We start from the raw sequence: 12,941 nt of genomic DNA on the forward strand, positions 1-12,941 counted from the left end.
CCAGATCACTAAATCCCCAGTTAAGCGGATCCCCACCCACTTAATGCGACTCCCACAGCCGCGCTGCCAGAGTCTAGCAGACCCCGGTTTCCCTGCCCATAGGAAGGCGTGAAACGATGGAGCCCGCAGGCGCGGTGCCTGCCGAGCGAAGGGGACCCGAGTGGGGGCAGCCGTCACGGTCATCGTGCCGACGTTCAACGAGCGCGACAACGTCGCCGAACTCGTGGCGCGCACCGCTGCGGCGCTCGAAGGACGACAGGCCGAGATCCTGTTCGTGGACGACAGCTCCGATGACACCGCCGCGCAGGTCGAGCGGGTGGCCGCGGAGGCGCCGATCCCGGTGCGGGTCATCCACCGCGCTGAGAACACCGGCGGACTCGGCGGCGCGGTGGTCGTGGGGCTGAAAGCCGCGGCCGCGGACCTGTGCGTCGTGATGGACGGTGACCTCCAGCACCCGCCGGAGCTCCTCCCCGCGCTGCTCGACCGGTACGACGAGGGCGGCGCGGATGTCGTCGCGGCGTCGCGCTACATCGGCGGCGGTGACACCAGCGGACTGGGCACGGCGCTGCGCTTCGGCGTCTCGCGTGCGGCGACGTGGCTGACGCGGGCCATGTTCCCGATCCGGCTGTCCCGTAGCACCGACCCCATGACGGGTTTCTTCCTGGTCGACCGCTCGCGCCTCGACCTCGACGGCCTCAAGCCGCAGGGGTTCAAGATCCTGCTGGAGATCCTCGCGCGCAACGACCTGCGCATCGCCGAAGTGCCGATGGAGTTCGCGGAGCGGCGGCACGGAACCTCGAAGGCGAGCATTCGTCAGGGTGCCACATTCATCGCTCACCTGGCCCGCCTGCGGTTCGGGAAGATGTCGCTCTTCGCGCTCATCGGAGTGATCGGTGCCGTCGCGAACCTGGGCATCATGTGGGCGCTCACCGCCGCTGGAGTGCCGTACGTGTGGGCGGCGATCATCGGTGCCGAGGTGACCATCATCGGCAACTTCCTGCTGCAGGAGCGCTTCGTGTTCGCGGACATGCGCACGGACGCCAGGGCGCTCGGCGTCCGGTTCGCCAGCTCGTTCGCGTTCAACAACGTCGAGGCGGCCCTGCGCATCCCGGTCATGGCGCTCATGGTCGAGACGTGGCACATCTCGAGCGTGCTGGCCACGGCGCTGTCGCTGATCGTCGCGTTCTTCGCCCGATTCCTCTTCCACTCCCTGGTCGTCTACGCGCCGCAGCGCCGACGCCGTGGTGAGAGCGCGGAGCCGGCGACGGACACCGCGGCTCAGCGGGTGATCCGTGCGATCGACGTCGAGGCGATGAAACCGGGCGAGCTCTGAGCTCGGCGCTCTACCATGGACACGACCGGCAGGGGGCCGGGACTACTGGGGGAGTGGTGAAAAGAGCGATCTTCGACGCCAAGACGCGTCTGCTGATGCGGAACGACCGACGCGCATTCGAGGGGATGGTCCGTAACGAGCGCCTGGGGGAGGCTGCTTTCGACGAGCTGTCGAGCGGTGCGGCGACGCGCATCGCCCTGCACGCCTTCGATTCGTCTCCGTTCTACCGCGAGCTGTACGGCGGTGCGGGGTTCGAGCGCGACGACATCGCGGAGCCGCGCAACTTCGCCTCGCTACCGGTCGTGACCAAGGCCGCTCTGCGCGACGCGGGCGACGCCGTGCTGTCCACGACGGTGTTCGCACAGCGCGCCCTGGTGTCGCAGACCGGTGGCAGCACGGGCTCGCCGTTGCGGGTGCGGAACGACGCGGCGGCGCCCACCGCGGCGATGTGGTGGCGGATCTATCGCTGGTGGGGTGTCCATCCCGCGGACGACATGGCCTTCATCTACCGCCGTCTGCGGCAGGGCAGGGAGGCCCTGGTGTACGCGGCGCAGTGGTGGCCGAGCCGTCACCTCCACCTGGACGCCCGAGCGATCACCGATGAGGCGATCGAGACGTTCGTCCGTGAGTGGCAGCGCGTGCACCCGCGGCTCCTCGTCGCGTACGTCGAGGGAGCGACCGCCGTGGCGACCCACCTCGCGCGCACCGGACGCACCCTGCCGACCGCCGCCGTCTCGGTGACGGCGGCGATGCTGCAACCCGGGCAGCGCGCCCTGCTCGAGTCGGTCTTCCGCGCGCCGGTGTACGACACGTACCGCTCGGCGGAGATCCCGTGGATCGCGGCGGAATGCGAGCAGCACGAAGGGCTGCACGTGGCCGGCGACCAGCGCTTGGTGGAGATCGTCGACGACGCAGGCCGCGCGCTGGAAGCCGGTGCGGAGGGCTCGGTGGTCGTCACCGACTTCAGCAACGAGGTCTTCCCGCTCGTGCGCTATGAGATGGGGGATCGATCGCGACGACTCGACGGCCGGTGCGGGTGCGGGCGGGTCTTCCCGCGCATCACGCCCGTGCAGGGGCGCCTGGCCGACGTCGTGCGGACTCCGTCTGGTCGTCGGATCACGGGCGGACTGAGTGGTCTGTTCCTCGGGGATCCCGGTGCGATCCGACAGATGCAGGTCGTGCAGGCGGCCGACTACGCGATCACCATTCGCTATGTCCCGTCGACGCCGGGTGGGGCGCGGGACGCGGCGGACGCGGCGGTGCGCACACTGCGCACCCTGCTGGGCGACGACGCGGTCGAGGTATCGGCGGTGGAGGTCGCGAGCATCGAGAGCCAGGGCGGCAAGGCGCGCCTCGTGATCTCGCACGCTCCGGACGCCGCCTGAACGGCGACATCGCTCACGGCTCGTCAACAGGACCGAGTACTAGACTTACGCCGTTCTGCGCCCGATGACGTGTCGGGCGCCGCATTGGGGGAGTGCATAAGTGGCAACACACTGGACTTTGGAAGACCTCTATCGAGGGGTCATGCAGTCGTGGATGGTCCTGGTGGGGACGATCGTCGCGTTCGCGCTGATCGGTTTCGGGATCTTCCTCATCTATCCGCAGAAGTACACCGCGGAAGCGCAGCACACGGTCGAGCCGATCAGCGTGCTCTCGACCGGGTCGAGCTTCAACACGGTGAACATGGAGACCGAGAAGGTCGTGGCGACCTCGACCGCCGTGCTCAAGCGTGCCGTCGAGGACCTGGAGGACACGTCGATCGAGGCGCTGCGCAACAACACCGTGATCGATGTGCCGCGCAACTCGCAGGTGCTGAGCTTCCAGGTCACCGCGAACACACCACAGGCGGCCGCCGACCGGGCGAACGCGCTCGCGGAGGCTTACGGCGCTCAGCGCACCGACAACGCGCGCGCCGTGGTGGAGCAGACCACGGCGGAGTTGGGGGACTCCATCGCGCAGCTGCAGGCCGTCGTCGATTCGCAGCCCATCGACAGCAGCGAGCGCGCTGCCACGCAGCTGCAGCTCCAGGGCCTTCTCGACCAGCAGGCGCGGATCACGGCGACACCGTTCTACTCGGGCACGCTCGTGACGCCGGCCGATCCGCCGCAGAAGTCGAACCGACCGTCCGTACTGGTCTTCATCGCCGCTGGGCTCTTCCTCGGCATCCTGGTGGGAGCGATCGCCGCGCTCATCGTGTCGCGAGTTCGCAACGGCCCCGGCGCGACCTACAAGCGCAGCGCCGCCGAAGAGCCCAAGGGCGACGACGGCGACAGCGCCGGTGAGTCGCTCACGCACGACGACGTCGCCCTCGACGAGGACGACCGGTTGCTCGAGCCGGAGGACGCGGGTCTTCCGGTGGCCCGTCCGATCGGCGCACCCAAGCGCGGGCACACGGCATCGCGCCGCTGACGAGACGCACGGCAGAAGGGCACCGGGGTCATGACGGCCCCGGTGCCCTTCTGTCCTCTCGCGGCTTCAGCCCTTGTAGCTCCAGACCCGGACGTAGTCGACCTGGAAGTCAAGGTTCTGGGTCGCGGACTTGTCCGCCGGGTTGGGCAGACCCCAGTACGTCGCCGACGGTCCGACGTGCAGGTTCAGCCGCATGTGCAGTGGTGACCCGAAGTAGTTCGGGTTCCACAGGTTGGGATGCGTGGCGGGGGTCGCGCGCAGCAGCTGCTTGCCGTCGACGATCACGGCCGCATACGTCGGGGTGAACTCGAACGCGTACGTGTGGAAGTCCTTCCACACGGGCGTCGACGCGCCGTAGTCGGCGTGGTGCCAGATGTACCGCTGGTTGGCGGAGGGCGTCGACGTGTGGGTGTGGATCGTGGTGGTGGCGGTGTCGATCCGCTGGTCGCGCACCGCCGTCTCGTCGTAGCCCCACGCCTCCATGATGTCGATCTCGCCGGACTGGTTGTTGCGCAGCCAGAAAGCGGCGAGGGAGCCGAATGTGTGGGGTCCGCTCGGTGTCTTGGCGCGGATCTCCCAGCGGCCGTACTGCTGGCTCATGCTCACGTCGTCCGACTGAAGACGACGCTGGTCGAGATAGCCGGTGTCGTGCCACAGTTCGCGCGGACCGCTCTGGCTGGACGGGCGGATGGCCGGCGTGCTCCGCCAGTCGGCACGGATATGGAGGATGCCGCTGCCATCCACCGTCACCTGGTCACGGTCGACGACGGCCGCATCGAACAGCAGGCCGAGGTCGTCCTGCCCGCGGACGTTCCACTTCGCGGGGTCGACAGCAGGGCTGCCGGAGGCGTCCCGATAGGTGAACTCGTCGCGCCAGGTGGGGGCGCCCCAGCCGGGGACGCTGCCGTCGGTGGCGGGGGGAGTCGTCGGCTGCTGCGGCTGTGCCGGCGGTGTGGTCGGCTTCGGTGTCGGGGTGGGCGTGGGCTTCGGCGTCGGGGTGGGCTTGGGGGCGGGAGCGGTGACGGCGGGCTTGTCTTCGCGGACGAGGTGCGCGTCGAAGCTGATGTTGTGGGTCTCGCGCCAGTTGGAGAGCACCTGCACCGCGATCGTGTTGCTTCCGGCGCGGAACAGGCGGGCGGGGATCGAGAACGACACCGGGCTGTTGCGGGCGGCGGTCGACGATGGGGCGGCGGTCGCGTAGCTCTTGTCGGTGATGCGTCCGGTCGGTGCGTTCTTGCGACCGACCTCGACGCCGTTGACCCAGACGACGATGCCGTCGTCCGCCCAGGTGTTCACCCACGCCCATTCCGGCATATCGGAAGTGAGCGTGAAGGTCTTGGTGAAGTACGTGGCGAGCGGCTGCTGACCGGAGGTGCGCGGAATGAGGGTGCCGACCGTGCCGGTGCCGGTTCCGGCGCCGAGTGGTGCCTTGCCGGTCTTCCAGGTGTTCGCGGCCGTCTGCCACCCGGTGGGTGGGGGCGTCGCCGCGCGGTGGTAGGACCAGCCGGCGGAGCCACGAGGGATCACGGATGTGATCGTGCTGTCAGCGGCCACGGCCGGCGCGCTGGCGGCGAACGATGCCCCGACGACAGCGAGTGCGGCGACGAGGGCGAAAAGGATGCGATGGATGGGGGTTCGGGTGTGTGTCTTCAGCTTCATCTCGAGGGGGAGCAAAACGGTGCTGTGCAAACCGGTCGCTCACACAGCACCGTCCGGGTTGCGGATGCGGGCCGAGCATTCCCCCTCGATGCATCCTATGGACGGGTGTTGTCCGCCTACTATACGGCGTCGCTGCCCCAAAGCTCCCTGACAATACCCGTGGTGCTTTCGATCGACGATCGCGACGAGGCCCCGAACACGATCGACTCGACGTTCGCGTGGTCGTGGATCCACTCCAGTGCGCGGCGGGGCGGGATGGCTCCGGATGCGAACACCGACATGGCGACCGGGCGGAACGGACGCTCTCGGAGTGCCTTCTCGTACGCCTCGATACCGCCGGACATGCGGAAGCCGATCTCATTGATATTGGCGCAGACGATCGGGTTCTTCACGCCCACGCGGTCGAGCGTGTCGAGGAGCATCGGCAGGTTCATCGTGATGAAACCGGGCTCGGCGTTGTACCGCTCGCGTACATGACGGTCGAAGATCGCGAAGGCTTCGTCGAAGCCCAGCCCGAGCATCAGATCGACAACGACGTTCTGCAGGAAGATCACCGGGGTGCTGAGCCCCTGGAACATCTTCATCTCCGCATCGACGAGCAGGGTGATGATGCCCTCGATGTCCTTCTTCACGAAGGACTTGCCCCCGCGCATCGCGGCGTTGAGCAGACCCTCCTCCGGAAGGAACTGCTTCAGCGCACCGAGCATGCCGTTGTCGGTCACGGCATTGGCGTACTTGTGCGCGTACGGCATGCAGGGATAGAAGCGATAGTCGGCGTAGCGCTCCGGGTTCGCCCTCATGTGGTCGCACACCTCGGCGATGCGCTCGTGCGTGGTGCACATGAGCGTACGAATCCCGTTGTCGAGGGCGATGTCGACCACGTCGATGATCGCCTGGGTGTCTTGGAACCGGATGGCCTGGGCGCGCGCCTTCTCCTCGGACATGTGGTTGATGCCGAAGAACTGGTTGTCTCCCAGCAGCAGCCGGTCCATCGTGGTCGTCGTCATCTCGCTCATGCCTTCCTCCCACGCCCGAACAGTCCGCGCTTCGACGCGGGAGCCGCGGCAACCGCGGCAGGAGCCGGTGCGGAAGCCGCAGCGGCAGCGGAGTCCTGAAGGATCCACTCGATCACACGGTCGGTTTCGGCCGCCCCGGCGAAGCCGTTCTCGCGTGCCTCCGTCTCGCCCGCCGCGATGGCATCGACGAAGGACGCCAGCTGTGCGCTGTACTCCTCGCCGCGGAGATAGAAGGCGACCTGCTCGGTGAGGTCGGTCGTATAGGAGATGTTCCACCCGGCACGATAGCCCGGGGGAATCGTGGCGCCCTCACGAAGGTAGACGCGCAGTTCCTGGCGGTCGGCGATGATCCGGCCCTGCGATCCCGAGATCGTGACCGACGTGGACATCTTCCGGAAGGACTCGTCCGACCAGTTCACCGACAGCTGCACGCTCAGCCCATCCGGGTAGTCGAGCGTCGAGTAGACCTCGTCGTCGATGTCGGCGGAGAAGATGCTGTTGAGCACCGAACCGCGCACGCGCTCCGGTGTGCCCAGGTACCAGTTGACGAGATTGAGCGGGTGCGCCGCGTAGTCGTAGACGCAGCCGCCGCCCGTCGACCGCTTGGTGCGCCAGGTCGAGCCCTTCGGCTTGAGCACCACGGGGCCGTAGGCCTCGGCGAGCACGTGCGTCACGCGTCCGAGCGCCCCGGCGTCGAGGAGGCGCTTGACCTCCTGGAACGTGGCGATGAAGCGGTTGTGGAAGCCCACCTGTGCGATGAGCCCCCGCTCGGCGGCCAGGGCGGCGAGCTCGAGCGATTCGGCGGCGCTCAGCGTGAGCGGCTTCTCGCAGAAGACGTGCACCCCGCGCTCGAGAGCACTGCGGACGAGAGTGGCGTGCGAGGCGTTCGGCGTGGCGATGATCACCGCCTCCGGCGCCGCATCGTCGAGCATCTTGTCGAGCGTCGAGTAGGTCGGCGCCCCCGTGTACTTGTTGAGCACGTCGAGCAGGTAGTCCGTGGCGTCGACGACGCCCACCAGCTCGACGTTGTGCAGAGCTCGCACGATGGACAAATGGGAAAGCCCCATCTTCCCCACGCCGACGACTCCGACTCGTACACGTCGTGTGTCAGTGTTTTCTGGCACGACGAAATCCCCTTCCCCAGTTGGTTTCCCCTTCAGAAGACATCCCTCCCCGTAGGGACGCCAGCCGCTATACTAACCCGAAGTTCGCGTTGTGTCATCGCGAATATCGCGACGGGATGGGGCCCGATGCGATCTAGGGGAATCTTCCGGCCGCGGCGGCGACGTCGACCGGATGCGTCACATAAGGGGAGTGACCATGCAGTACGAAGTGTCTGTCGTCGTGCCTACGCACAACCGTCCCGAGTTGATGAAACTCGCGGTCGAGAGCGTGCTCGCACAGAAGTCGTCCGTCCGCGGCGAGGTCGTGATCGTGTTCGACGCCTGTCCGATCGAGGTGCCGAACGTCGAGGTGCCCGACGGCTGGACCGTCCGGGGCATCTCCAACTCACGCACCCGCGGGCTCGCGGGTGCGCGCAACTCGGGGATCATCGCCGCGGAAGGGCGGCTCGTGGCCTTCCTCGACGACGACGACGAATGGCTGCCGGGCAAGCTGGCGGCCCAGCTGCGGCGGTTCGAGGAGAGGCCAGAGGCGATCATCGTCGGTACCGCCATGGTCGTCGATGACGGCAGCAACCGCATCGTCCGCCGTGTGCCGTCGGACGACCTCACCCACGAAGACTTCCTGCGCAACCGCAACCCCGGGCTGCACTCGTCGAGCCTCATGTTCCGGCGCGAGGTGCTGCTCGGCGAACTGGGCCTGATCGACGAGGAACTGCCGCGGAGCTACGGCGAGGACTACGACATCCTCCTGCGCGGCTCCGCGATCGGGCTGGTGACCGTGGTGAACGAGCCGCTGGTCCGCGTGCTGTGGACCGGGCAGTCGTACTACTTCGGAAAGTGGGCCGCATACGCCGAAGCGCTGCAGTACCTGCTGCGCAAACACCCCGACTTCGCGACGATCCCGGCGGCCCTCGGGCGCATCGAGGCCCAGGTCGCGTTCTCGCTCGCGTCGGCAGGTCAGTCCAAGGAAGCGCGGACCTGGGCGTGGCGGGCCCTGCGCCACAACCCGAAGCAGGTGAAGGCGGCACTCGCGATCGCGATCTCATGGAAGCTCGTCACCCCGCAGGCGATCACGAAGGTCGTCCAGAAGCTCGGCCGGGGGATCTGAGCCATGAAGATCCTGATCGCGTGCTCGTCGGGAGGGCATCTCACCCAGGCGCTCGCTCTCCGCGACTGGTGGGGTGAGCACGAACGGTGCTGGGCCACGTTCCCGGTCGAGGACGCACGCTCACGGCTCGCCGATGAGAAGGTGTACGAGATCCACTACCCGACCGTGCGCAACATGCCCAACCTGATGCGCAACTTCGGGCTCGCCCGACGCGTGCTGGCCGAGGAGCGACCCGACATCGTGTTCTCCACCGGCGCGGCCATCGCGCTGCCCTTCTTCACGCAGGCGCGGTTCTTCGGTGTCCGCACCGTGTACCTGGAGCCGGTCGATCGCATCACTTCGCCCGGCTTGAGCGGACGGCTCGTCTACCCGTTCGCGGACGAGTTCCTCGTGCAGTGGGAGCGGATGCGCCGCTTCTACCCCGGCTCGCGCAACGTGGGGGTCGTGCTGTGAACGCGCCGCTCGTCGTGGTCTCCGCCGGGACGTACCACCTGCCCTTCGACCGGCTCTCCGGCTGGGTGGAGGAATGGCTGCGTCAGAACCCGGGTGTCCGGCTCGTGATGCAGCACGGCCCCTCCGCACCCGTCACCGGAGCGGAGAACGTGGAGATCCTGCCCTACGCCGAGCTGCTGGACCTGTGCCGGACGGCCGACGCCGTCGTGCTGCAGGGGGGCGCCGGCGGTGTCATGGACATGCGAGCCCTGGGAATCGTGCCCATCGTCGTGCCACGGGTTCCCGGCGGGGGCGAGGTGGTCGACGATCACCAGCTCGTGTTCAGCGCCGAGATGGCGCAGCTCGGCATCATCCGTCGCGCACTGTCGTCCGCCGAGCTCGCGGCGCAGCTGGACAGCGCGCTCACCGGCGACGCCGCAGCCCCTGGCACCATCGCGACGCCCGGTGCCGACACCGTGCGCGCCCTGCTGGAACAGCCCGTCCGCCGCGCGCCCTGGTTCGCGTTCGTTCCGCGACTGTTCCGCAGCGGCACGGCGATCATCGCCACCAAGCTGCGACGCTGACAGCCTGTGCGCCGGATCCCGTCAGGCCCAACGGCCCAGGAACGGGATCCGCCGCCACAGCGTCTCGATGTGCAGGGCGTGCCGGAAGAGCCACAGCACCGCGGCGTACACCGCGCACAGCACGACGCCGGCCACCAGCAGCACGAGCAGACTCGACCCGGCGAACCACGTGAACAGGAAACCGCCGCCGCCGAAGATCAGTACGGGCGGCAGCATGGGGACGAGCAGCTTCGAGGGCTGCAGGTCGACGTGCATCAGACGATGCACCTGCACTGCGGCGATGAGGTTGTCGGCGAGCATCACGATGACCCAGGTGATCGCCGCGCCCCAGACGCCCAGGAACGGCACCAGAGCGAGGTTGCCACCGATGCTCACGGCCAGAGCGATCGCCTTGTTGTACATCTGCCAGGTGCTCTTGCCTCCCTGCAACAGAATGCTCTGGAGCATGCCGCACGCGGTCTGGAACATCATCGCCAGCGCCAGCAGCACCATGGGACCCCAGCCGGAGCGGAACTCGGAGCCGAAGATTCCCAGGACGGCCGGGCCCATCGAGATGAGCAGCATGTAGAACGGCCAGTTCATCAGGATCATCGCCCGGACGACCTTGGTGTGCAGTCGCGTCGACTCGACGTAGTTCTCGCGGGCGAGCAGCGCCGAGATCGTCGGCGACACCGCCACGCGCATCGCCTTGTCGACGACACCGCCCGCGCGCACGGCCCGCGTGATGACCGCGTACACCCCCGCAGCGGAAGGCGAGGCGAGGGCGGCGATGATGAGCACGTCGGACCACTCGAGCGCCGTCTCCAGCCCCGAGCTGACGGTGCGCGGGGCGTTGAAGCGCCAGAACGCGCCCAGCGTCGGACGGGTGCCGGGCGTGCTCTCGCGGCGACGCCGGAAGTCTCGCACGAACGGTGGTGCGATCACGACGATCGTCACGATCAGCCAGAACGGCTGCGGCAGGAGCCACGCCTCGAACGCACCCCACGCCCCCACACCGGCCACCGACACCGCGAGCAGCACGGTCAGCAGCCGGCTCGCCGGCAGCAGGATGCTCTGCAGCAGCGTGAACGCCGTGACCCCGCGCAGCATGCGGGCCGCGATCTGCAACACCCCGATCAGCGCGCCCACCACGATGTAGGGCACCATCGCGCGCATCAGATCGGCCATCGCGGCGGCATCCCTCGGGGCGGCGAGCCAGTCCCCGAGCGCATCCGCCAGCAGCCAGATCCCCAGGGACACGAGTGCCGAGACCACGGCCACGGGGCCGAGAGCGAACACGACGATGCGCCACTCCGCTCCGGCCCGGTGGAAGGCGCGCTGCTCCGCGATGTAGCGCACGATGCCGCTGTTTGTTCCCAGGCGCAGAACCTGCGTGAGGATCGTGAAGATACCCATCGCCTGGAAGAACAGACCCGTGCCGTCGGCTCCGAGGGTGTTACCGACGATCGCGGTGAGCAGCAGTGCGGCGAGGGCGGCGAAAGCGGAGCCGAACAGGCTGATCACACCGCTCTTCGCCAGCCCCTCACTCTTCATTCGCCGCCTTCGCGAAAGGCGTCGGCTGCGGCGTCCAGTACGACGAGTTGCCGAGATACTTCTCCCGGAGCAGCACCGCGAGGGCGATGCCGACGAACACCAGCTGACGATCCAGGCCGTAGAAGATCGACAGGCCGACCGTCACCACCACGCTCGCGTGAATCCACACGGCGGACAGGTTCGGGGCGTCGAACGTGCGCACCGCGCCCATCACGATCATCCCCAGGAACAAGACGAGGCCGACCAGTCCGAAGCAGAACATGGCGTTCCAGATCGCGCCCTGGGTGCCCACGTAGATCTCGCTCCAGGTGCTCGGCCGTGGCGCCCCCCACCCGATGACCGGGGACTGCAGGGTTCTCTCCCACGTCTCGGCGTAGAGGTTGCCGCGCCCCTCGGTCGTGTCGACCGTCTCCTGGCGGGCGGTGATGCCGTCGAGGAAGCCGGAGAGCAACAGAATCACCGCCGCGGCGATGCCGAGCACGGTGACCCAGAAGAAGGCCAGGAAACGACCGCGGATCAGGAGGCAGAACAGGACGTAGACGATCGCGCCCGCGATGCCGAGGAACAGGCCCCGGTTCGTGGTCGCGATCGCCGGCGGGATCGCGGCGACCATGGCGATCACCAGGAACCACATGGCGCGAGCGGTGCGGTGACCGATCGCCGTCCCGATCGCGATGGGCGTGAGCACGGCCATCGCGGCACCCCAGCCGTTCGTGTAGGAGAACGGGGCGGACGGGCGCACGAACGGTTCGGCGGCGCCCCACGGCGTCTGGATCTCGGCCAGAGTCGGGAACACGAGCTCCGACACGTAGTCGTTGCTCGAGATCGCGTCGGGCAGCAGCCGTCCGATCGTCATGGTGAGCTGCACCTCGGGGAACAGCATGCCCAGGTAGCCGCCGACGATCACGAACAGCCAGATGAACGTCAGCCCGTTGAAGATCCGTTTCGGGCTGAGCGAGCTGCGCGCGTTGACGATGTACACCATGATGATCGCCAGCGAGAGGAACTGGCTGATGCGCACCCCGAGACCGACGCCCCGACCGAGCTGGTCGATCATGAGGGCGCACGGGATCATCCACAGCACGAACCCGATCCACGGCAGGATGCCGGGCACGATGAGGATGCGTCGCCGCATGATCAGCAGAGCCACCATCGGAATCGACATGATCACCGAGGCGAACGGGAGCATCCCGACGAGCCAGAACAGCGGGTAGCCCCACAGCACGGTCAGCACCGGCCAGGCGGGCAGCGTCCGCGGCTCGACCTCCAGGCTGGGATCTTGGCCGGTCGCTGCGATCAGCGAACGGCTCGGCGAAGAGATGAGTGCCATGCGGATGCGTCCAGGGTCAGAGTGCGGTCAGCTGCGTGTACTTGCGGCGGAGCGAGCCGGCGAAGATCAGCACGTGCCAGGCGAACAGCACGGTGTAGAGCACCGCGAACGCGAACGGCAGTCCGATGAACGCCAGGACGACATACGTCGTGGAGGGATCCTGAGGCTGCTTGACGAACGACTCCAGGATGCCACGGCGTCCGTCGTCCGGGGAAGGGGGAGTCTTGGGGAGGAGCTTCTCGGCGAGGAGCTGGGAGAGGAACCAGCCCGACACCAGCACCGAGAAGAGGCCGGCGACGAGGACGAGCCACGGCCAGGCGTCGGTGCGCAGGAGGTGAACCGCGATCGCGATGTGCACGAGGGGGGGCGCGGACACCATCGACCACATGGTCGAGCCACTCTCCGGCCGG

General features: G+C 67.9%; 12 protein-coding genes. 6 read left to right on the plus strand and 6 right to left on the minus strand.

The genetic code is table 11. The features are described 5' to 3' along the window. Positions 1-160: 160 nt before the first annotated feature. The 3 genes from KE274_RS02680 (at position 161) to KE274_RS02690 (ending at position 3,745) form a co-directional block, all read left to right on the plus strand. On the plus strand, positions 161-1,333 hold the full coding sequence (locus tag KE274_RS02680; RefSeq protein ID WP_211541019.1) for a glycosyltransferase: 1,173 nt from the start codon (positions 161-163) through the stop codon (positions 1,331-1,333). A gap of 125 nt (positions 1,334-1,458) precedes the next feature. Beyond that, positions 1,459-2,718, plus strand: coding sequence for a phenylacetate--CoA ligase family protein (locus tag KE274_RS02685; RefSeq protein ID WP_211541021.1), 1,260 nt, complete (start codon positions 1,459-1,461; stop codon positions 2,716-2,718). Between the two features lie 100 nt (positions 2,719-2,818). Continuing rightward, positions 2,819-3,745 carry a Wzz/FepE/Etk N-terminal domain-containing protein gene (locus KE274_RS02690; RefSeq protein ID WP_307872128.1) on the plus strand — a complete coding sequence of 309 codons (927 nt, stop codon included), beginning with the start codon at positions 2,819-2,821 and terminating at the stop codon, positions 3,743-3,745. 66 nt (positions 3,746-3,811) lie between these two features. Here KE274_RS02690 and KE274_RS02695 read toward each other — a convergent pair whose 3' ends face one another. From KE274_RS02695 to KE274_RS02705, 3 genes are all read right to left on the minus strand, one after another. Continuing rightward, the gene (locus tag KE274_RS02695; RefSeq protein WP_211541024.1) at positions 3,812-5,404 is read right to left on the minus strand and encodes a glycoside hydrolase family 16 protein; all 1,593 of its coding nucleotides are present in this window, start codon (positions 5,402-5,404) and stop codon (positions 3,812-3,814) included. A gap of 119 nt (positions 5,405-5,523) precedes the next feature. Further along, the gene (locus tag KE274_RS02700) at positions 5,524-6,420 is read right to left on the minus strand and encodes a hypothetical protein (protein ID WP_249185826.1); all 897 of its coding nucleotides are present in this window, start codon (positions 6,418-6,420) and stop codon (positions 5,524-5,526) included. Then, the gene (locus KE274_RS02705) at positions 6,417-7,544 is read right to left on the minus strand and encodes a Gfo/Idh/MocA family protein (RefSeq protein ID WP_307872129.1); all 1,128 of its coding nucleotides are present in this window, start codon (positions 7,542-7,544) and stop codon (positions 6,417-6,419) included. The genes KE274_RS02700 and KE274_RS02705 overlap by 4 nt, the downstream gene beginning before the upstream one ends. A 196-nt stretch (positions 7,545-7,740) precedes the next feature. On the opposite strand from KE274_RS02705, the gene KE274_RS02710 reads away from it, so the two are divergent. From KE274_RS02710 to KE274_RS02720, 3 genes are read left to right on the plus strand one after another with little or no spacing between them, the layout of a single operon-like run. Beyond that, positions 7,741-8,652, plus strand: a complete 912-nt coding sequence (locus KE274_RS02710) for a glycosyltransferase family 2 protein (RefSeq protein ID WP_211541029.1) — start codon at positions 7,741-7,743, stop codon at positions 8,650-8,652. Between the two features lie 3 nt (positions 8,653-8,655). Continuing rightward, the gene (locus KE274_RS02715) at positions 8,656-9,105 is read left to right on the plus strand and encodes a UDP-N-acetylglucosamine--LPS N-acetylglucosamine transferase (protein ID WP_211541031.1); all 450 of its coding nucleotides are present in this window, start codon (positions 8,656-8,658) and stop codon (positions 9,103-9,105) included. Then, on the plus strand, positions 9,102-9,668 hold the full coding sequence (locus tag KE274_RS02720) for a glycosyltransferase (RefSeq protein ID WP_211541038.1): 567 nt from the start codon (positions 9,102-9,104) through the stop codon (positions 9,666-9,668). Before KE274_RS02715 ends, KE274_RS02720 begins: the two co-directional genes overlap by 4 nt. 21 nt (positions 9,669-9,689) lie before the next feature. On the opposite strand, the gene KE274_RS02725 is transcribed toward KE274_RS02720, so the two are convergent. Genes KE274_RS02725 through KE274_RS16450 form a run of 3 tightly spaced genes read right to left on the minus strand, consistent with a single transcriptional unit; the run spans position 9,690 to position 12,910 of the window. Continuing rightward, positions 9,690-11,201, minus strand: a complete 1,512-nt coding sequence (locus tag KE274_RS02725; RefSeq protein ID WP_211541040.1) for a lipopolysaccharide biosynthesis protein — start codon at positions 11,199-11,201, stop codon at positions 9,690-9,692. Further along, positions 11,191-12,531, minus strand: a complete 1,341-nt coding sequence (locus KE274_RS02730) for an O-antigen ligase family protein (protein WP_211541042.1) — start codon at positions 12,529-12,531, stop codon at positions 11,191-11,193. Before KE274_RS02730 ends, KE274_RS02725 begins: the two co-directional genes overlap by 11 nt. Positions 12,532-12,547: 16 nt before the next feature. Continuing rightward, complete coding sequence (locus tag KE274_RS16450) at positions 12,548-12,910, minus strand: hypothetical protein (protein ID WP_249186108.1); 363 nt, start codon at positions 12,908-12,910, stop codon at positions 12,548-12,550. Between the last annotated feature and the right edge of the window lie 31 nt (positions 12,911-12,941).

Source organism: Microbacterium paraoxydans (assembly GCF_018224615.1).
GTDB lineage: Bacteria > Actinomycetota > Actinomycetes > Actinomycetales > Microbacteriaceae > Microbacterium > Microbacterium paraoxydans_B.